The sequence below is a fragment of the Enterococcus saigonensis genome (assembly GCF_011397115.1).
GTDB lineage: Bacteria > Bacillota > Bacilli > Lactobacillales > Enterococcaceae > Enterococcus_C > Enterococcus_C saigonensis.
This window is the reverse complement of sequence record NZ_AP022822.1, coordinates 2,000,623-2,020,321: the sequence shown is the minus strand read 5'-3', so window position 1 is coordinate 2,020,321 and position 19,699 is coordinate 2,000,623. Positions and strand designations below refer to the sequence as shown.

Annotated in this window: 18 protein-coding genes; 13 read left to right on the top strand and 5 right to left on the bottom strand. The window is 35.4% G+C overall.

The window, feature by feature from the left end; all coding sequences use genetic code 11:
- Positions 1-28: 28 nt before the first annotated feature.
- Positions 29-802 carry a MerR family transcriptional regulator gene (locus tag EsVE80_RS09590; RefSeq protein ID WP_173103506.1) on the bottom strand — a complete coding sequence of 258 codons (774 nt, stop codon included), beginning with the start codon at positions 800-802 and terminating at the stop codon, positions 29-31.
- A gap of 301 nt (positions 803-1,103) precedes the next feature.
- On the opposite strand from EsVE80_RS09590, the gene EsVE80_RS09585 reads away from it, so the two are divergent.
- The 6 genes from EsVE80_RS09585 (at position 1,104) to EsVE80_RS09560 (ending at position 8,155) form a co-directional block, all read left to right on the top strand.
- Positions 1,104-1,460: a DUF1827 family protein gene (locus tag EsVE80_RS09585; protein ID WP_173103505.1), complete on the top strand. Its 357-nt coding sequence runs from the start codon at positions 1,104-1,106 to the stop codon at positions 1,458-1,460.
- Between the two features lie 207 nt (positions 1,461-1,667).
- Positions 1,668-3,149, top strand: a complete 1,482-nt coding sequence (locus tag EsVE80_RS09580) for a nicotinate phosphoribosyltransferase (RefSeq protein WP_173103504.1) — start codon at positions 1,668-1,670, stop codon at positions 3,147-3,149.
- Positions 3,149-3,970, top strand: coding sequence for an ammonia-dependent NAD(+) synthetase (gene nadE / locus EsVE80_RS09575; RefSeq protein WP_173103503.1), 822 nt, complete (start codon positions 3,149-3,151; stop codon positions 3,968-3,970). Before EsVE80_RS09580 ends, nadE begins: the two co-directional genes overlap by 1 nt.
- Before the next feature lie 260 nt (positions 3,971-4,230).
- Entirely contained in the window at positions 4,231-6,024 is a 1,794-nt protein-coding gene (locus tag EsVE80_RS09570) for an LTA synthase family protein (protein WP_173103502.1), read from the top strand.
- 23 nt (positions 6,025-6,047) lie between these two features.
- Positions 6,048-6,794, top strand: a complete 747-nt coding sequence (locus EsVE80_RS09565) for a tRNA lysidine(34) synthetase (RefSeq protein ID WP_173103501.1) — start codon at positions 6,048-6,050, stop codon at positions 6,792-6,794.
- A 248-nt stretch (positions 6,795-7,042) separates the two neighbouring features.
- On the top strand, positions 7,043-8,155 hold the full coding sequence (locus EsVE80_RS09560) for a glycerate kinase family protein (RefSeq protein WP_173103500.1): 1,113 nt from the start codon (positions 7,043-7,045) through the stop codon (positions 8,153-8,155).
- Positions 8,156-8,277: 122 nt separating this feature from the next.
- On the opposite strand, the gene EsVE80_RS09555 is transcribed toward EsVE80_RS09560, so the two are convergent.
- On the bottom strand, positions 8,278-9,114 hold the full coding sequence (locus EsVE80_RS09555; protein WP_173103499.1) for a LysR family transcriptional regulator: 837 nt from the start codon (positions 9,112-9,114) through the stop codon (positions 8,278-8,280).
- 146 nt (positions 9,115-9,260) lie between these two features.
- Here EsVE80_RS09555 and EsVE80_RS09550 point away from each other — a divergent pair, with 146 nt between their 5' ends.
- Positions 9,261-10,226 (top strand): TDT family transporter, encoded by a 966-nt coding sequence (locus EsVE80_RS09550; protein ID WP_173103498.1) that lies wholly within the window; start codon positions 9,261-9,263, stop codon positions 10,224-10,226.
- Positions 10,227-10,332: 106 nt separating this feature from the next.
- Here the strand turns inward: EsVE80_RS09550 and nrdI are convergent, their stop codons facing one another.
- On the bottom strand, positions 10,333-10,779 hold the full coding sequence (nrdI, locus tag EsVE80_RS09545; protein WP_173103497.1) for a class Ib ribonucleoside-diphosphate reductase assembly flavoprotein NrdI: 447 nt from the start codon (positions 10,777-10,779) through the stop codon (positions 10,333-10,335).
- Positions 10,780-10,902: 123 nt separating this feature from the next.
- On the opposite strand from nrdI, the gene EsVE80_RS09540 reads away from it, so the two are divergent.
- The 4 genes from EsVE80_RS09540 to EsVE80_RS09525 all read left to right on the top strand — a co-directional run bounded on the left by EsVE80_RS09540 (position 10,903) and on the right by EsVE80_RS09525 (position 16,085).
- Entirely contained in the window at positions 10,903-11,469 is a 567-nt protein-coding gene (locus EsVE80_RS09540; RefSeq protein ID WP_173103496.1) for a GNAT family N-acetyltransferase, read from the top strand.
- An 86-nt stretch (positions 11,470-11,555) separates the two neighbouring features.
- Entirely contained in the window at positions 11,556-12,578 is a 1,023-nt protein-coding gene (locus EsVE80_RS09535; protein ID WP_173103495.1) for a LacI family DNA-binding transcriptional regulator, read from the top strand.
- A 99-nt stretch (positions 12,579-12,677) separates the two neighbouring features.
- A complete protein-coding gene (locus EsVE80_RS09530; RefSeq protein ID WP_173103494.1) occupies positions 12,678-14,882 on the top strand; it encodes an alpha-galactosidase in 2,205 nt (734 codons plus the stop codon).
- A 12-nt stretch (positions 14,883-14,894) separates the two neighbouring features.
- Positions 14,895-16,085 carry an MFS transporter gene (locus tag EsVE80_RS09525; RefSeq protein ID WP_173103493.1) on the top strand — a complete coding sequence of 397 codons (1,191 nt, stop codon included), beginning with the start codon at positions 14,895-14,897 and terminating at the stop codon, positions 16,083-16,085.
- Positions 16,086-16,190: 105 nt separating this feature from the next.
- Here the strand turns inward: EsVE80_RS09525 and EsVE80_RS09520 are convergent, their stop codons facing one another.
- Both EsVE80_RS09520 and EsVE80_RS09515 read right to left on the bottom strand, forming a co-directional pair.
- The gene (locus EsVE80_RS09520; protein WP_173103492.1) at positions 16,191-16,703 is read right to left on the bottom strand and encodes an LURP-one-related/scramblase family protein; all 513 of its coding nucleotides are present in this window, start codon (positions 16,701-16,703) and stop codon (positions 16,191-16,193) included.
- Positions 16,704-16,754: 51 nt separating this feature from the next.
- Positions 16,755-17,627 carry a Cof-type HAD-IIB family hydrolase gene (locus tag EsVE80_RS09515; protein WP_173103491.1) on the bottom strand — a complete coding sequence of 291 codons (873 nt, stop codon included), beginning with the start codon at positions 17,625-17,627 and terminating at the stop codon, positions 16,755-16,757.
- Between the two features lie 220 nt (positions 17,628-17,847).
- Here EsVE80_RS09515 and EsVE80_RS09510 point away from each other — a divergent pair, with 220 nt between their 5' ends.
- Entirely contained in the window at positions 17,848-18,537 is a 690-nt protein-coding gene (locus EsVE80_RS09510) for a uracil-DNA glycosylase (protein WP_173103490.1), read from the top strand.
- A 163-nt stretch (positions 18,538-18,700) separates the two neighbouring features.
- Positions 18,701-19,687, top strand: coding sequence for a phosphate acetyltransferase (pta, locus tag EsVE80_RS09505; protein WP_173103489.1), 987 nt, complete (start codon positions 18,701-18,703; stop codon positions 19,685-19,687).
- Positions 19,688-19,699 lie beyond the last annotated feature (12 nt).

Sequence of the window (19,699 nt, the reverse complement as noted above, 5' to 3'; positions counted from 1 at the left end):
AGGCATTTTTAGTGCAAATTTATTTTATTTAAAAAAGAAAGTCATTTGTATAATGATAAATGATATCTCGCATAACACCTATTATATCGCTCGCAACACGATCGTTATAATAGGTTGCAAAACGTTGATCTTCCACATACATGTCGGCAAGACTGCGGTGATAGTTTTGATTATAAAATGGGGCCGCAATTTGCAGCCAAGTTTTATGAGCGTTAAAAACATTTTGGGCAATTGTACTGTCCAGGTTAATTGTTTCAGATTGAGATAAAATTTTTAAATTAGCAAATAAATCACTTTCTGCCTTTTGTAACTGCTCGTATTGTTCCACTGTAAGGTGGGACCATTTATCATTGGCAGCATTGACTATTTCATTGCCATATTTTTCACGGATTTCTTGACCATATTGTGCCTCATTGGTTGCAATCTTTTCGGCTTTAAACGCTGCAAATTTTTCGCTATCGTTCATATAATTTCCTCCTTTGTAATAAACCAATGTTTGAGAAAGAGCCTGAATCATTTTAGTTAACTGGGTTTGTTGCGTCAAAAGAAGATGGTATTGTTCTTCCAGCAAGTTTAAACGCTTTTCTTGAGGTAGATTCATTGCATCTTTAATTTTTGTTAAAGTAAAGCCGAAACTTTTGAAAAATAAAATTTGCTGTAATTCATCCACTGCACGTTCATCATAATAGCGGTATTCCGTGTTTTTCTGGCGTTTTGCTTTTAGCAGGCCAATTTGATCGTAATACCGTAGTGTGCGGGTGGAAATCTTTGCAAGTTTAGCTAATTCATTAATGGTGTACATGGGTGCTCCTCCCAGCTTTTGCTTGTTCAACTTCATTTCTCCACTATAGAATAAACTTTGACGTTGCGTCAAAGTCAAGTTTTTTTGCGGAAGATTTTTTGCTAGATATTATATTCGGAAAATGGTTATAAATTGAAACGAATGAACAAATATTTTTTGTAAGTAAAAGAGATAAGAATACGATGCTTTGGAGGTTTAGACAAACTTTCTTCACTAAAGTTGAAATTGAAATGTGTTATACTATCATTAAGTAGAAGTCAAAAAAGTGTTAGTGCCTGATGAAATTGAAAGGAAAGATGTTATGAAAATAATCGAAACGCCTGTAAATAAAAATTTAAACTTAGAAACATTTTATCCTAATATTACTAAATTTGTTTTTGGAAAAACGGCAATTAAGTATTATAAATTGTATTCTGCAGATCGCATACAAATTATTTATGCGGATACCTATGATAAAATTCGGTTAATTTTAATTAATGACCGCAAAAAAATTCGAAAAGAAGAAGTAGATACGATTATCCATCGCTTATTGAAAGTGGAACGGCACGCGGTTCAGGTAGATGTTAACATTAAACAAAAGATGCAAGATGCAGGTAGTAAATTTTCCAAGCCGCGCAAAGACATTATCTTAGTTGAGTATACTGTTTTGGAAAATTAAATATTCTGTGGTTTAAATTGTGATAAGCTTAATGCTGTTATCACATAGTAACCGCAAAACTACATTTTATTTAAAAGGGGAGGTAAGAGAAATGTTGGCTCTTACACCTCTTTTTTGCTTTCAATGAAAGAAAAAGTGCGATTTTTCTATCTTTTTATGAATTTTTGATATAATGGAAGGCATAAAATATCTTGAGGAGATTAACTGATGCAAAAATTATATCCTGACGACAGCTTAACGCTGCATACAGATTTATATCAATTGAATATGATGAAGACATATTGGGAGTTGGGGCGCGCCGACCGTCACGCTGTTTTTGAGTGTTATTTTCGTGAGATGCCTTTTAAAACTGGCTATGCGATTTTTGCAGGCTTAGAGCGTTTTGTCCGCTATTTAGAAAACTTACGTTTTACGGAAAGTGATATCGCTTATTTAAGAGAAGTTACAGGTTATCCGGAAGAATTTTTAGATTATTTAGTGGATTTTAAATTTAGCTGTACCGTTCGTTCAGCCTTAGAAGGCGATTTGGTCTTTAGTAATGAACCAATCGTGCAAATTGAAGGGCCTTTAGCACAAGCACAGTTAATAGAAACAGCTTTATTAAATATGGTGAATTTTCAAACTTTAATCGCCACTAAAGCTGCACGCATTAAATCTGTTATTGGGGATGATCCTTTATTGGAATTTGGTTCTCGGCGGGCCCAAGAAGTTGATGCAGCTTTTTGGGGTACTCGCGCAGCTTTTATTGGGGGAGCGGATGCAACAAGCAACGTGCGAGCAGGTAAAATCTTTGGTATTCCTGCTAGTGGCACCCATGCTCACTCTTTAGTCCAATCTTATGGCAATGATTACGATGCGTTTATGGCTTATGCAAAAACACACAAAGATTGTGTATTTTTAGTAGATACTTATGATACTTTGAAACTAGGTGTGCCAGCGGCAATTAAAGTAGCCAAGGAAATGGGCGATAAGATTAATTTCTTAGGTGTTCGCATCGATTCAGGTGATATGGCCTACATTTCAAAAAAAGTTCGTGAACAATTGGATGAAGCAGGTTTTACTCAGGCTAAAGTTTATGCTTCAAATGACTTAGATGAAAATACTATTTTAAGTTTGAAAATGCAAAAAGCAAAAATTGATGTGTGGGGTGTAGGGACGAAATTAATCACGGCCTATGACCAACCGGCATTAGGTGCTGTTTATAAATTAGTTTCTATTGAAGATGATCACGGTCAAATGGTAGATACTATTAAACTTTCCTCAAATGCAGAAAAAGTAACAACGCCTGGTAAAAAACAAGTTTGGCGGATTAATCGAAATAAAGATGGCAAATCTGAAGGAGATTACATTACATTGTGGGATGAAGACCCACGGGAAGAAGAAGAAATCTTTATGTTTCATCCTGTGCATACGTTCATTAATAAAACTGTTCGTGATTTTAGTGCCCGGCCTGTATTACAAGAAATTTTTAATAAAGGCAAATTAGTCTATGAACTGCCAGATTTGAACCACATTAAAGCTTATGCCCATGAATGTCTAGATTCTTTATGGGATGAATACAAACGTGATTTGAACCCACAACAGTATCCAGTAGATTTATCAACGGATTGTTGGAACCACAAAATGGCGATTATGGAAAAGGTTCGTAAATCTGTTGCAGCTGTAACCAAAGAGGAGGGACGTTTTTAATGTCTTTACAAACAGAAATCATTGAAACACTGGGCGTTAAACCTGTCATTGATCCACAGGCAGAAATTAGAGTAAGTGTTGAATTTTTAAAAGCCTATTTAAAACGCAACACCTTTTTAAAATCACTTGTTTTAGGTATTAGTGGGGGACAAGATTCCAGCTTAGCAGGAAGGTTAGCTCAATTAGCTATTACAGAATTACGCGCGGAAACAGGACAAGAGTATCAATTTATCGCAGTGCGTTTGCCATATGGTACGCAAGCTGATGAAGCAGATGCGCAACAGGCATTAGAATTTATACAACCAGATGTTTCCTTAGTGGTGAATATTAAGGCGGCTGTTGATGGGCAAACGGCTGCATTACAAGCAGCTGGTGTTGAAATTTCAGATTTTAATAAAGGAAATATCAAAGCCCGTCAACGTATGATTACGCAATATGCTATCGCCGGAGCCTATAGCGGTGCAGTAATTGGCACAGACCATGCGGCGGAAAATATTACCGGCTTTTTTACCAAATTTGGTGATGGTGGCGCTGATATCTTACCTCTATTTCGTTTAAATAAGCGTCAAGGAAAACTTTTACTAAAAGAGTTAGGCGCACCAGAAGCATTGTATTTGAAAGTTCCTACGGCAGATTTAGAAGATGATAAACCTCTTATTGCCGATGAAGTTGCATTAGGAGTTACGTATGATGAAATTGATGATTATTTAGAAGGAAAAACAGTTTCAAAAAAAGCGCAAACCACAATTGAATCCTGGTGGGCAAAAGGACAACATAAGCGTCATTTACCGATTACTGTTTTTGATAACTTCTGGAAGTAAAATAAGAGTATGATGGACTAAATTAGTTTTTAATTAAAATCCTACCCTCACTTTTGCTATATAACTTTGTTTATTTTATACTAAAAGTGGAGTTTTGGGGAAGACTCCGTCAACAACGGCTAGAGGATACCAGTTTGGTTCCTCTTTTTTTTGTCTTTTTTAAATTTCCACTAGTTTCTTTACACTAGTAAAGCAAACCGCTAAAATAAAGGCTACTACAATTAATTTTATAATAATATTAACGAATAGAAGGTTTCTTCATGAAAAAAATAAAGTATCTATTAGCTGGTATAGCTATTTTTTTGTTAATTCTTATCAGTAATTTATATTTACAGTGGTGTCAAAATAATTTGTCAGTAGATTTAGCTTTAAAATTTGCTTTTTCGTGGCACACGACTAAGTTTTTCCTAGGAAGCTTAGTATTGTTGGCAGTCTATGGTGTTTTTGCTACAGTTGCGGGTTCGCTTTTATTTGGTAGTCTATTTTATAGTATTGCAATTGGTCTGTTGGGTTTTGCAGATTACCAGAAAATGGCGGCACGGCAAGAACCTATTTATCCTGATGACTTAAAGATGATAGGGCAACTGGCTGTTTTAAAGGATATGGTAGGTTGGCCAATTTTCATTTTTGCGCTGAGTGCGATTATCTTGGCACTTGCAGCATTAGGTTACAGTATTTATCGCAGCCGCAAATTATCTCGTGGTGGACAAATTATGCGTGGCGTAGTCTTTTTAGTTAGTTTGCTCTTTTTATTGTATGCGAGTCATTTTAATTCTAACGATAATTTATTGCGAAAAGCGTACAATAAAACGGCATTGTGGATTCCTTATTCACAAAAGATGAATTATTATAATGTCGGTTTTGTCGGAGGATTTTTATATAATTTGCGAGTCGATGCCATGACAAAACCAAAAGATTATTCTGAAGAAAAAGTTGCAGAAATTGTAAAAAAATACCAAGGTGAAAAAGGCAGCGAAGAAAAACCGAATATTATTTATGTCATGTCAGAAAGTTTTTCAGATCCAGCCCATTTAGAAGGCGTACAATATACTGGTGAACCGTTGGCTGATTATTATGCTGTGGCCAACAAAACCTATAGTGGCAAAATGTTATCACAAAATTATGGCGGGGGCACCGCAAATATTGAATTTGAAGCATTGACTAGCTTTAGTATGGAACCGTTAAATGCGCAGATGACAACTCCTTATACCCTATTAGTACCCAAATTAAAACAGTTGCCTTCGCTCGTCTCTTTAACAAAACAAAATGGCTATCAGGCAACAGCAATTCATCCTTATGATACGTCTATGTATAAACGTAAAGATGTTTATTCGATTTTAGGATTTGACCGCTTCTTAGATCAAGATACGATGAAATATCGTAATAAGATTGAAAATAATCCGTATATCTCCGATGAATCAGCCTACGATGAAATTTTATCTCTTTTAAAAGATGCGAAACAGCCTCAATTTGTTCATTTGGTTACGATGCAAACACATATGCCTTATGGCGATAAATATGGGAATATTCCCTACCATGTGGCAACTGAAGGAAATACAAATGCAATTGCCAATTATTTACAAGACGTGGCTTATAGTGCAAAAGCACTGCAGAATTTTACAGAAGCAGTTAAAAAATTACCACGTCGTACACTTATAGTTTTTTGGGGGGACCATTTACCGGGAATTTACTCAGATACAATTCAGAAGAAAAACGATGGTACAAATTTGCATGAGACACAATTCTTAATTTTTGATTCCGCAGGAAAATTGGTAAAAAGTGGACAGCATGAGGCAATCACAAGTCCGTTTTATTTTGCGCCTAATTTATTTTCTCAAGCAGGGTTAGGTACCCCACCTTACTATGAAATGCTTTTGAAGTTGGAAAAAGCATTACCAGCTTTTGAAAAAAATATGTACTTCAAACAAGGAAGCTGGCAGAAAAATTTAACACTGACTGGCGCTGCGAAAACTACGTATGAAGATTATCGGATGATACAATACGATGTTTTAGCGGGGAAACAATATAGTTTAAAAACTAATTTTTTTAAATAGCTTTTTAGTGAGAGGAAGTTAATATGAGCTTTAAGAAAAAAGATAATCAACTTTATTACAATCCTATCCGTCGCGCCATTTTAAACCATCAATTAATTGAACCAGGAGATAGAGTGGCGATTGGCTTAAGTGGTGGAAAAGATAGCACTAGCTTATTGTATTTTCTTGATACCATCGCCAAGCAAGAACGCCTTGGTTTTTCCTTTGAAATTGTCCCAATTAGTTTAGATATGGGTTTTGAAGAGGTTAATTTACAACCGTTAATAAAATTTTGTCAAACTCTAGGCTATCCGTTAGAAATTGTGCCCACTAAGATTGCAGAAGTTGTTTTTGATGTACGAAAAGAGGCATCCCCTTGTTCACTCTGTGCAAAGTTACGTCGGGGGATATTGTATAACAAAGCCCGTGAACTTGGCTGCAATAAAGTAGCTTTGGGCCATCATTTGGACGATGCAATTGAAACATACTTTATGAATTTTCTTTTTCACGGGAAGTTAAATAGTTTTGAACCAAAAAGTTATTTATCTAAAACAGAACTTACGTTAATTCGTCCACTGTTATACGTAACTGAACAAGACATTATTCGCTTTGTCAAAAGAGAAGAACTACCGGTTATTTTTAACCCTTGTCCAGCAGATAAGAAAACAAAGCGAGAAGAAATTAAGCTTTTTGTGAAGGACATTGCGAAAACTTATCCAGATGTAAGGCAAAAATTTTTAATGGGAATGGAACAAGGTACAGCAAAAGATTTCTGGCCATTAGCAAAATAATTTTAAAAAGTGCTGAAATTTATCATTCGTTTTATGATAAGTTTCAGCACTTTTTATAGGGACGTTTTTCAAGTTCGTTCGATTAATAAAAATAAAATATTGGCGAAGTTAAATTAAAAACGGCAAATACAGTCAAATCTTTGCTTTAATAACTGCTTTTTTCTACAATAAAAGAAAAAACTATCGAAGCTAAGGTATTTTTTATGCACCAAATAATTTTTTAGCCGAAGATACAAGGAGCAGATTTTATGAAAGTATTTGTGGCAATTGATTCATTTAAGGGTAGTGCTACTTCACAAGAATTAAATGATGCTGTTTGTCAAACCTTAGCCAAAATGAGTGTGACAAGTTGTAATGTGCCAATTGCTGACGGTGGTGAAGGAACGTTGGCAGTTTTAACAGATACTTTTTTGGGTAGTAAAGTGGAAGTAAATACAATAGATTTATTAGGGCAACCTATAAAAGGAAGCTATTGGTTGACAGAAATTGATGGGGTAAAAACAGCAATTATTGAATCTGCGCAAATACTTGGTTTAACACAAATCACACCAAGTGAAGAAACAATTCAAAAAGCTCACTCTTATGGTTTAGGCTTAGTAATCTCAGCTGCCTTAAAAGATGCAGAACAAGTCTATGTTTCCTTAGGTGGTAGTGGCGTTAATGATGGCGGGTTAGGATTATTAGCGGCGCTCAGTAATCAAGAAATTCCGCCAAAAAATCCCTTATTGCTAGGGAAAGATTTCCTAGCAACATTAAGTTTACCTAATTTGGGAAATAAAAAAGTAATCGGTCTCACGGATGTAAATAATTTTTACACAGGAAGCCAAGGTTTTACAAATGTTTTTGGTCCTCAAAAAGGTGGTACCGACGAGATCTTAGCGCGCTTAGAAAAAGGAGCAAACCTTGTCTGGCAAAATTTCAAAGCTAAGTTGGACTTGAATTCTTTTTCTGGCAGTGGTGCAGCTGGAGGAATAGGTGGTGGCTTATTGTTAGCAGGCGGAGTGTTGCAGCCGGGTTTTCCTACCATTGCCCAAATGCTACAGATTGATAAGAAAATGTCTGACTGTGATTTTGTAATCACTGGGGAAGGAAATTTTGACGAACAGACTGCTCAAGGAAAAGTACCTTTAGGTGTTGCGCGCTTAGCGCGGCGCTATCAATTGCCAGTTGTTGCATTTTGCGGCGCACGTCCAGATAAAATATTGGCGATTGAATATCACTTTGATGGTGTATTTTCTATTCAAAGCCGGCCAAGTTCTTTACAAACAGCGATGTTAAAAAAAATAACGCTCCAAAATATTGCACTCTTAACAGAAAATGTAATGAAGCTATATTTGGCTGGTAAAAATAGACACATGTAATCTATTATTGACTATACCTTTTCTATTTTTGGGTTTACTAGGAGAGATAAATAAAGTTAAAAATTAAAATTGACAGAAAATCTGCTTTAATAAAGATTTTCTGTCAATTTTTTGTTTTAAGCTTAAAGAATTTTATTTTCTATTAAATGGGGAACTAAAATCTCAATATATGCTGCAATCTCGCGCAATACGTCTTTAAAGATGGCTTTATGAGTCAATAAATAAAAGTGACGCAAATGATGTTCGTGGATTTCTTCATAGGAAATATCTTGAGGAATAGCTAGTTTTGAGATAATTGAACGTCCAAAACCTTCTCGTAATAATGCCAAAATTGCTTCATTATTATCCACATACAAAATTTTAGGTATTAAATTATTTTCTCGCAAATAAATTTCATTGTAAAAGCGCAGACCCGACTCGTTTTCACGTAAGAGCCAATAAGGTGAATCTTTTTTTCCAGCTAAGACCAATTCATCTTCATAAATTGCCATTTGATTGATGGCTTCATTACGTTCTGGTTTTTCAATAAAACCAATACTAACTTTATTTTGGGCCATTTGTTGTCCAACTTCCTCTGAATTCATTAATTTAATAGAAAAATCAACGTTAGGAAATTGTTTTACTAAATAAGGAATTAATTTAGGAACAAAATAGACAGCACACGTATGGGAACATCCTACAATACATTGCAAACGAAAGTTTTCTTGGTTTTTAAGCCGTTGACTGGTATCATCCCACTCTTCAATAATTTGTAAAGCGCGGGGATACAAGAAAATTGCTTCTTTTGTTGGAATAATTTCTTGTTTTCCGTTGCGGATAAACAATTTTACTTGTAGATGTTCTTCTAATTTTTTGATTTGTGCTGAGATAGTAGGTTGTGACAAAAATAGATCTTCAGCAGTATGGGTAAAATTTCTTGTCTCGTAGACAGAAACAAAGGTGTGTAACAAATGTAACATTAGAGGACCTCCGTTTTTAATTAAAAAAGCTGATGATAAGTATTTATACTATTTATTTTTCTTTTAGCTAAAAGATTACTATACTAATAACGAACTCACTAGTGAGAAAACAAACAATCTTTTCATTACGATTAGGAGGAAGAAAAGTGCGAGAATTTTTAAAAATCATTCCCATCCCCATTTGCGGATTAATATTAGGTTTAGCGACTTGTGGAAACGTCTTAAAAACATATGGCTTAAATTTTCTTGGAAACAGTTTAGGTCTGATTGCAGGAAGTCTATTTATTGCGGTATTATTGAAGGTCGTCCTTACTTTTGGACACGCTCATGCCAGCCTGCAAGATCCCATTGTTGCTTCTGTTTCTCCCACTTTTACAATGGGAACAATGGTCTTATGTACCTATTTATTGCAAATTCAAGCAGTTGCACCATATGTGAAATATTTATGGCTAGTTGCAATTTTAATTCACTATTACTTAGTTACTTATTTTACCTATCACTTTTTAATTAAACCTAGCGTGAAAATGGATCATTTGTATCCTAGTTGGTTTATAGTTTATGTTGGAATTGGGGTTATTTCCGTCACCAGTAGCAATTTCTTTCCTTTGATTGGACAGATAAACTTTTGGGTAGGCTTGTTGTTTTACTTGGTTTTATTGCCACTTATTATTCACCGCGTCTTTTTATTTAAGAACATGGCAGAAGCAACATTGCCGCTGATTACGATTATCGCCGCACCAGGTTCTTTGGAATTAACGGGCTATTTAAAAGCATTTTCAAAACCTAACATGATTTTAGTTATTGGTCTATTGATTTTATCACAGATTTTGTATTGGTTCATCATTTTCCACGTTTTAAAAATGATACGATTACCATTTTATCCTAGTTATGCGGCCTTTACCTTTCCTTTGGCAATCTCAGCTTTTGCTAGTCGTAGTGTCAGTATCTTTTTAGCGGCTAATGGTTATCCAGTAGTTGCAATTGAATATTTAGCAAAACTTGAAACTGCGATTGCTGTGGTCATGGTTTTATACGTTTTAGGTCATTACATGTGTTTTTTGGCTAAAGAAGCTCAGGACTTATATTTCAAACATCAAAGGCAAAAAATATAAAACTAAAAAATCAGAAATCTTATAAAGCCAAGGTGGTTTTAATAAGATTTCTGATTTTTTTAGCTTAGCTTACGTAGTAGATTAAGTGAACATTTTGGTTCTGATTTTATTTTTTTGCATTTAACAAAATGTGATAAATACGCTCCACATCTTTAGGGGTTCCCCGTAACTCATAATCCGCTAAAAAAGGACTGTTAAATTGCGTTGCGTATTGCTTAGCAGTTAAACAGTATTGACGATTGAAATTCTTATTACCACTACCCACAATTCCTAAACAATTTTGAGCATTATCCTCATAGGCAATGTATTCTCGCAGAGCTTCAGTTAAAATTTCCTGATCACCATTGTCAACGCCGTTACCGCCTTCTAGATATGTTGGGACAAAAACAAAAAAGTCTTCTTGAATCGTGTTTGGTAACGTATTGTCATCAATTGCATGAAGGCTGATAGTGGGATTAGTAGAATCTATTTCATTTTGCGCAGCTGCATATTTTTGTAAGTTGGTAACAAAAGCACGGGTATTGCCAGAAATGGACATATAGTAGATATTCATGGAAATCGCTCCTTTATAAAAACACTTCGTATAGAATTATAACATGCTTTTTTTAGAAAATTACACTACTACTCTTGGTAAAATAAATTTCACATGTTAAGCTTATTGTTGGAGGTTGATAACATGATACGTTATGCAAAGAAGTCTGATGCAGCTGCGATTGCACCATTAGTCTTAGTAATTTTAGAAGATATGGAGTTGCCTTTTGTCAAAAAATACGGAGTGAAAAAAACATTAGCCCTTTTAGAAGAAAGTGTGGCTATTCCTGATTATCGCTATGGCTATGAACGAGCGTTAGTAAAAGAGGTTGATGGGAAGGTTGCCGGTGTGGCCTATGGATATCCCGCTAGTGCGGAAAAAAATATTGACGACCCGTTAATTCCATTACTAGCTAAATTTGATATTCCAAATGAAACGCGTCTTTTTACCGATTCTGAAACAATTGATCCGGAATGGTACTTGGATTCTATTTCTGTTTCATCAGAATTTCGGGGACAGGGAATTGGCGGAGAATTACTGAATGCATTACCAATGATTGCCAAAAGAGATGGTGAAAATATTATTGGGTTAAGTGTAGATGTGAATAACCCAGGAGCCAAACGCTTATATGAACGTAATGGCTTTAAAACCATCACACAGACGATGATTGCTGGGCATCACTATGATCATATGCAAAAACTAATTGGTTAAAAAAGATTGTCTTTCAGGACAATCTTTTTTTATTGACGAATTCTTCAAATTTCGTTATTGTTTAGTAAACAATTGAGGTGATAAAGATGGTAGGAATACGTGATGTGGCCAGACGTGCAAATGTAAGTCCGGGAACAGTATCACGAGTCTTAAACAATGATCCCACGCTTTCTGTTGCACAAGCGACCAAAGAACGAATTTATTCAGCAATAAAAGAACTAAATTATGATGTTGAGAAAAGAAAATATGTCAAGCGTCGTCTACCTTCTATTGGTGTGATCTCCTCTACTAGTCGACAAAAAGAATTAGATGATCCATACTTTAATGCACTTAGAATGGGTTTGGAACAAGAGGCTAGACGGTTACACATTGGGATGAATCGTGTTTATAATTTAGAAGACAATCCAAAGACATGGCAAGATTTTGATAAATTAGGTGCTATTATTGTGGTGGGAACAGTCTCACAAGAGTCCGTAAAACGGTTATTAAAACAAAATCCTAACATTGTAATAATCGACAATCCAGACATTAATCAAGAAGTTGACTTAGTTTATGCTGATTTTGAACGGATGACCAAGCGCGTTCTCCAGCTTTTTTATGATAAAGGACATCGACGTATTGCTTATATCGGTGGTTTTAATATTACAATTGATGAGAAAGGTGAAAAAGTTTACAGTGAAAATGAAAAGCGTTTACGCGCCTATCAAGCGTTCATGTCTGAATATAATCTTTCTCAGCAAAGTAAGTTAGGCTTATGGGAACCATTAGAAGGAAAACGGATAATGGATGAGTGGTTGCAAACCCAACAGACCTTACCAACGGCTATCTTAGTGGGGAGTGACCCACTTGCTGTGGGGGTGTACCGCTCTTTACAGTCTGCTGGAATAATTGTGGGAAAAGAAATTGAAATTGCAAGTTTTGATGATATAGAGATTGCGGAATTTTTAACACCAAGTTTAACAACTGTGCATATTAGTGCTCAAGAGATTGCTAAATCTGCCGTGCGTCTAGCTAAAGAACGAATTGATGGTAATAGGCAAGAACCAGTTGTTATGACTTTTCCATCTAAACTTGTCATTCGTGAAAGTTTTATTCCAAATAAAGAGTAAGAGGAAAAATAAAAATTTTCCTCTTTTTTTATTTTTCTCTTGACATTTTTGTTTAGTAAACATTATAAGGTAAACAACGAGTTAAGAGGAGGAAAAACTATGAAACAGAAATATATTGAATTTAACGAAACGACACAAACTTTTCATTTACACAATAATGAAATCTCTTACATTATTAAAATTGAAGAGGACGGTATTTTGAATCACCTATACTTTGGTAAAAAGACTGATCACTATAGTGGGCATAAGACCTATCCTCGTCGTGATCGTGGTTTTTCAGGGAATGTACCGGGAAACATTGAAAGGGCTTACTCCAAAGATACATTACCACAAGAGTACTCAACCCATGGTAGTATGGACTTTCGCTTGCCAGCAACAATTATAAAACGAAACAACGGTTCTAACTTACACGATTTTCGTTATTTCGATTATCAAATTAAAAGTGGAAAACCTAAACTTAGTGGCTTACCTCAAACATATATTTTAACAAAAGAAGAAGCAAGTACATTGATAATTCGTCTAAAAGATAAAGAACAAGAAATTTATTTGGAACTTGCTTACACGCTTTTTCACACCCGGCCAGTGATAACACGTTCTGTCAAAGCCATAAATAAAACTAAGGAAAATATTTGTTTGGAAAAAATTGCATCCATGCAATTAGATTTACGAAATAGTGGTGTTTATGATGAAGTAATTTCTTTGCCAGGTGCACATTTACGGGAGCGTCAAATTCAACGAGAAAAAATCCATACCGGGATACAAAGCTTTGAAAGCCGTCGCGGGGCGTCTAGCCATCACATGAATAGTTTTATCGCTTTGGTTAACCAAAATACTACAGAATTTAGTGGTCCGGCGATGGGAGTACATTTTGTTTATTCTGGCAACCATGCTTTTCAACTAGAAAAAGATCAAATTAATCAAATACGTTTACTTGTTGGAATTAATGAATACAATTTTTCTTGGACACTAGCGAGTGATGAAGTTTTCCAGACTCCAGAAGTAATCTTGACATATTCAGATCAAGGGTTAAACAAGATGAGTAGTACCTTGCACCATTTATTGCGGGAACGTGTAGCTCGTGGTGAGCATCAATATAAAGAACGTCCAATTTTGGTAAATAATTGGGAAGCTACCTATTTTGATTTTGATAGTAAAAAAATTGAACAAATCGTCGATGAAGCAGCAAACTTAGGTATTGAAATGTTCGTATTAGATGATGGTTGGTTCGGTCACCGTGATTCTGATAATTCTTCTTTAGGAGATTGGTTTGAATATGAAGGTAAGTTAAAACATGGATTAAAAGGGATTGCAGATTATGTTCACAAGAAGGGACTACAGTTTGGCTTATGGTTTGAGCCTGAAATGATTTCCTTTGATTCTAACCTATATCAAAATCATCCAGATTATGTAATGCAAGAACCTAATCGCACACCGGCTGCATCTCGTGATCAACATTTATTAGATATGGGTCGCAAAGAGATTCGTCAAAATATTGAAGAACAAATTTGTAATATTTTAGATGAAGTGCCAATTGATTATATCAAATGGGATATGAATCGCAGTTTATCTGATGTTTATTCACTTGCATTACCGCCAGAAAAACAAGGTGAAACTGCCCATCGTCATATCCTTGGCGTATACGAGCTCATTGAAAATTTGATTTCTCGTTACCCTAATATTTTATGGGAAGGCTGCTCTGGTGGGGGTGGACGTTTTGATGCTGGCTTTTTGTATTATATGCCACAATCTTGGCCAACAGATAATACAGATGCAATAGAGCGATTAAAAATTCAATACGGTACCAGTTTAGCTTACCCTATTTCTTCTATGACAGCGCATGTTTCAGCTGTGCCCAATCATCAGACTGGGCGTATAACTTCCTTGAAGACCCGAGGAGATGTTGCGATGAGTGGCGTATTTGGCTATGAATTGGATTTAACTGAGATGTCAGAAGAAGAAAAAATAATCGTAAAAGAACAAGTAAAACAATATCAAAAAATTCGTCCGCTTGTTCAATATGGGGATTTCTATCGCCTTAAAAGTCCTTTTGAAGGTGATTTAACTGCATGGATGTTTGTTTCATCAACTAAAGACGAGGCTGTTGTTTTAATGGCTAGAACGTTAGCAGCAGCACAACCTGTCTTTCATGATATTGTGTTGGCCGGTTTAGATGAAGATGCTTGTTATGAAGAACAAACTTCTCAAAAGCAATATTTTGGGGATGAATTAATGAATATTGGCGTTAACGTTCCGGATTTTTATGGTGATTTTCAAACGGCCATTATGCATTTAAAAAAAATATAGCGGGAGCGAATAATGATGAATAAAAATAGTTTGTTGACACGGTTATCTATTTTATCAATTTCACTTTTATTAACGAGTGCACTATCTATTAATGGTGCACTACCTCAAATGCAAGCTTCTCTATCAATGACAACTACCCAAGTTGAGTTGGTGGCAACATTACCTGCGTTAGCTGTTGTAATTTTTGTTGTTTTATCTAGTTTAATTGTTGAAAAACTTGGCACAAAGCGCACAGTTCAATTGGGACTCCTTCTAGTAGGGATTGGTGGAGGAGTAGCGCCACTATTTTTGAATAGCTATGTTCCGATTTTGTTGAGTCGTTTTGTTTTAGGGGCTGGATTTGGTTTATTTAATTCACTTGCTGTTTCAATTATTAATCTGCTCTTTCAAGATGAACCTCAAAAGCGTGCTAGTCTTTTGGGGTATCGTGGAGCTGCTGAAAATATAGGAAATGCAGGTTTAACGTTGTTAGCAGGTGCATTACTTACTTTTGGCTGGAGAGCATCTTTTGGTATCTATTTGTTAGCGTTTCCTATTTTAATCTTATTTACAATTTTTGTCCCTGAAATTTCAGAAGAAAAAAAAGAAGTAGGTCCGCAAAAGGGAGAATTGAAGCTTGCTGTTTATTTACTTGCCCTTTTTGCTTTATTTTTGGTAATGACATTTGTAGCTATCGGTGTCCGCTTTCCAACAATGGTTACAAACATCAAAGGAGCCGATTATAATGCCTCTGCATTTTTAGCGGTAATGCCGATAATCGGAATTGTTACGGGTTCTTTGTTTGGTTTTTTCAATCGTTTTTTAGGTGATAAATGTTTATATCTAGGATTAGCTTTATTGGCGGTTGCAACATTTTTAATCGCGCTTTCTGAAAATAACTTTACATTACTATTAGTTGGCTATTTTATTAGTGGAATACCGGGTAGTTTAATTTTTCCATTTATTTATAACTCATTAAATTTATATGCTTCTCCAACTAAGATGACAGTAGCAACTTCGATTATTTTAATTGGTTGTAATCTAGGTAATTTTATGGCTCCTTTTGGTTTAAGCATATTACAGATTATTTCAGGAACTTCAGATCTATTTGTTCCCTTTAAATTATTAAGTATTTTATTACTTGTTATCTTAGTAGGAATTATTTTTCATAAAAAAAGTTCATTATCCCAGAAAACGTTAGTTCACGAAAAAGAAAAGATGTAACGTTCACAGCAAAAAAGGAATGAAGGCATACTATATGTCTTCATTCCTTTTTGTATTTTATCAGAGGGAAATTTCAGTAAAAAAGGCATAATAATTTTTTAGCAACTAGCAATTTGGCGTTAACCGATAATCAAATTTTTGTGCTTTATTGCGATTATAAAGCCAGTAATCCATAATAGCGGCAATGCAAATACAAACAGGTGCATCTTCATCTTGGGTGACATCAAGAACATAGTAATCACCAGAAAATAAAGTAGCTTTATTCATTTTCATAATAAGGTGATTAAAGTGACGAATACTGTATTGATGTTGATAAATATTGCCTTGTACTGTCCAGTGAAGTTGTTGGATATAATAAAAATCACCTGGCCAACGGAAAATTTTCTGTAAAGTACCGACTTTTTCAAAATTTTTATAAATTTCAAAACGCGTACCAAAAGTAAAACTGATTTGTTTGATGCTAGCAACTAGTTCACCATTCATTTTATAAAGAGAGAGCGCATCACCTTTTGTTCCCCAACGGCCCACAAGTAAAAACAAAGAGTTTCCTTTTTCGTCTTTAACAATGGTCCGGGTGATAGAACTCAATTGTTTGTCTTGAATGAAAAATTCAGACATTCTAGCGCCTCCTTAATAAAGTAGCTGAAACATATACCAATCATCTTAATTTTACGCCAAATTTTCGTCGATTGCTCGCATAATGGCTTTGCCGACACCAGAATCAATATTGGTTTCAGTCAAATATTTGGCGTATTCTTTTAACTCGATTTTAGCATTTCCCATGGCAAAACTTACACCTGCCAGTTGAATCATGCTCAAATCATTCATATTATCCCCGATAGTCATCACTTGTTCTAATGGAATATTTCGCTCTTTTGCCACGTGGGCTACGGCAATTCCTTTTTGGGCATCGCGATGATTAATTTCAATATTATTTTGACCAGAAGAGGTAACGTGAAGCTGCTCGTTTGTATCTAATTTTTTTGCGACTGGACCTAAAACGGCCGGACCATCTTTGTGAAAACAAATAATTTTTAAAACTTCAAAGTTTGGTTTTACTAACAAGTCTTTAATATCTGTAACATAGTGTACAGGTAAAAATTCTAACTGAGCAGAGGTCATGGCAATTGCCATTTTGTGCGTTAAATGCGGCATCAGTTCTGACATATGTTCAGAAAAATTCTCAATTCGACGCGCCTGACTTTCAGAATATAAGCCTTCATTTGTCGCTACTTCATAATAAATATCCGCTGCTCGTAAAAGATTCAAAATTTCTTTTACTGTTTCCAATGCAATCGGTACAGTAAACAAAGAATTTCCTTCAGCATCAAATACTTGTGCACCATTTAAATTGATCATGGCGCATTTAATGCCTGCTTGTTCTAATGCAGGTAAGGCTTCTTCTCGGTTTCGACCTGTTGCCACCATGAATTCAATTCCATGCTCTTTTGCATATTGAATAGCTGCTATATTTTCTACTGAAATCTGCATACGGGAATCTAACAAAGTTCCGTCCATGTCAGAAGCAATTAGTTTAATCATAAAAAAATGGGCACCATCCTTTAAAATCTGACGCAAATCTTGCGTTAGTGGTTTTCTTGCTTTTAGTTTAACACAGAATTAAGGGGAAATGTGGCGGTTTCAAAGACAATTCGTGACATTTACGCTACAATAACTAGGAGCTGTTTTGTGTTGTAGCATAAAAACAATACACTCATTTATCAGAAAAATATTGCATCTATCAAATAAATAGGAGGCAGTAATGAAAACAATTATTCATAATAGTTGGCAAGATCTTTTAGCTTCTGAGTTCAACAAACCTTATTATCAACAACTGCGGAAATTTTTAAAGCAAGAATATCAAACCCAAAAAATTTATCCAGATATGTACCACATTTTTGAAGCATTGGAATTAACCCCTTATGAAGATGTTAAAGTAGTAATTCTAGGGCAAGATCCATATCATGGCGCAAATCAAGCACATGGACTATCTTTTTCTGTTCAACCAGGAGTCAAAATACCGCCCTCTTTACAAAATATTTATAAGGAATTACAAAGTGATTTAAATGTCACTCCGGTAAATCATGGTTATTTAACCAGTTGGGCCCAACAAGGGGTGTTACTTTTAAACACAGTTTTAACTGTGCGAGAAGGCCAGGCATACTCACATCGTGGTATGGGATGGGAGCGGTTAACGGATGAAATTATTGCAAAATTAAACGAACGGCAAAAACCAGTTGTCTTTATTTTGTGGGGAAAAGGTGCACAAGAGAAAATAAAAATGATTGACCAAAATCACCACCTTGTCATTGCTTCACCGCATCCTAGTCCTTTATCGGCGCATCGTGGCTTTTTTGGTTCACGTCCTTTTTCAAAAGCCAACAGTGCTTTAGTTGAGTTTGGAGAAACACCAATTAATTGGCAATTACCACAAGATCCTACTGCTGTATGATACAGTGTCGTAATAAAGCGGTTGCTGTTGTATAATAATAATGTAACTATGTGAAAAAAAGAACAAAGAACAGTCTCTTTTTACTGTAACAGCAAAAAGAACTGTTCTTTTTTTTGTGAATAGTGTATGATGAGGAGGATAAAAAATACAGGAGGTAATTCCGGTGGAATTATTTGATAGTTTAAAATTTAAAATTGTACGTCGTGGCATTAAAATTGCTTTTCCAGAGGCAACTGATTCACGCATTTTAGGTGCAGCAGCTCGCTTGAAGGCAGAAGAATTAATTACGCCTGTCTTAATTGGCAACAAAGAAGAAGTAAAAAAAGCAGCAGCAGCCCGTGGTATCACAATTGATCAATTTGAAATTCTTGATCCTGATGCTTATCCTGATTGGGATAAAATGGTAGCAGCTTTTGTTGAACGCCGTAAAGGTAAAGCAACAAAAGAACAAGCAGAAGAAATTTTAAAAGATGTAAATTACTTTGGGACCATGTTAACGTACATGGGTGTAACGGACGGAATGGTCTCTGGCGCCATTCACTCTACGGGTGATACTGTGCGCCCAGCGTTACAAATCATTAAAACTAAACCAGGTGTTAGCCGAACGAGTGGCGCCTTTTTAATGGTACGTGGACGCGACCAAGAAAAATACTTATTCTCTGACTGTGCGATTAATGTAAATCCATCTTCACAAGAATTAGCTGAAATTGCAGTTGCATCAGCTGAGACAGCAGAATTATTTGATATTGATCCAAAAGTTGCACTACTAAGCTTTTCAACAAAAGGTTCAGCGAAAGCTCCAGAAGTAGATAAAGTGGTGGAAGCAACAAAAATTGCAAAAGAAATGGCACCAGATATTATTTTAGATGGTGAATTACAATTTGATGCTGCGTATGTTTCAGCAGTTGGACAATTAAAAGCACCAGATTCAGAAGTTGCCGGTAAAGCAACGGTCTTTGTTTTCCCTGAATTACAATCTGGTAATATTGGTTACAAAATTGCGCAACGTTTTGGTAACTTTGAAGCAATCGGACCAATCTTACAAGGTTTAAATAAACCTGTATCTGACTTATCTCGTGGCGCTAATGAAGAAGATGTTTACAAACTATCTATTATTACTGCGGCACAAACATTAAATACGGCGAAATAAAGCTAACCCTGA

Excerpts from the sequence above, each read along its gene's own strand:
- EsVE80_RS09590 (WP_173103506.1), bottom strand. The coding sequence starts at position 802 with ATGTACACCATTAATGAATTAGCTAAACTTGCAAAGATTTCCACCCGC.
- EsVE80_RS09585 (WP_173103505.1), top strand. The coding sequence starts at position 1,104 with ATGAAAATAATCGAAACGCCTGTAAATAAAAATTTAAACTTAGAAACA.
- EsVE80_RS09580 (WP_173103504.1), top strand. The coding sequence starts at position 1,668 with ATGCAAAAATTATATCCTGACGACAGCTTAACGCTGCATACAGATTTA.
- nadE (WP_173103503.1), top strand. The coding sequence starts at position 3,149 with ATGTCTTTACAAACAGAAATCATTGAAACACTGGGCGTTAAACCTGTC.
- EsVE80_RS09570 (WP_173103502.1), top strand. The coding sequence starts at position 4,231 with ATGAAAAAAATAAAGTATCTATTAGCTGGTATAGCTATTTTTTTGTTA.
- EsVE80_RS09565 (WP_173103501.1), top strand. The coding sequence starts at position 6,048 with ATGAGCTTTAAGAAAAAAGATAATCAACTTTATTACAATCCTATCCGT.
- EsVE80_RS09560 (WP_173103500.1), top strand. The coding sequence starts at position 7,043 with ATGAAAGTATTTGTGGCAATTGATTCATTTAAGGGTAGTGCTACTTCA.
- EsVE80_RS09555 (WP_173103499.1), bottom strand. The coding sequence starts at position 9,114 with ATGTTACATTTGTTACACACCTTTGTTTCTGTCTACGAGACAAGAAAT.
- nrdI (WP_173103497.1), bottom strand. The coding sequence starts at position 10,779 with ATGAATATCTACTATATGTCCATTTCTGGCAATACCCGTGCTTTTGTT.
- EsVE80_RS09540 (WP_173103496.1), top strand. The coding sequence starts at position 10,903 with ATGATACGTTATGCAAAGAAGTCTGATGCAGCTGCGATTGCACCATTA.
- EsVE80_RS09535 (WP_173103495.1), top strand. The coding sequence starts at position 11,556 with ATGGTAGGAATACGTGATGTGGCCAGACGTGCAAATGTAAGTCCGGGA.
- EsVE80_RS09530 (WP_173103494.1), top strand. The coding sequence starts at position 12,678 with ATGAAACAGAAATATATTGAATTTAACGAAACGACACAAACTTTTCAT.
- EsVE80_RS09525 (WP_173103493.1), top strand. The coding sequence starts at position 14,895 with ATGATGAATAAAAATAGTTTGTTGACACGGTTATCTATTTTATCAATT.
- EsVE80_RS09520 (WP_173103492.1), bottom strand. The coding sequence starts at position 16,703 with ATGTCTGAATTTTTCATTCAAGACAAACAATTGAGTTCTATCACCCGG.
- EsVE80_RS09515 (WP_173103491.1), bottom strand. The coding sequence starts at position 17,627 with ATGATTAAACTAATTGCTTCTGACATGGACGGAACTTTGTTAGATTCC.
- EsVE80_RS09510 (WP_173103490.1), top strand. The coding sequence starts at position 17,848 with ATGAAAACAATTATTCATAATAGTTGGCAAGATCTTTTAGCTTCTGAG.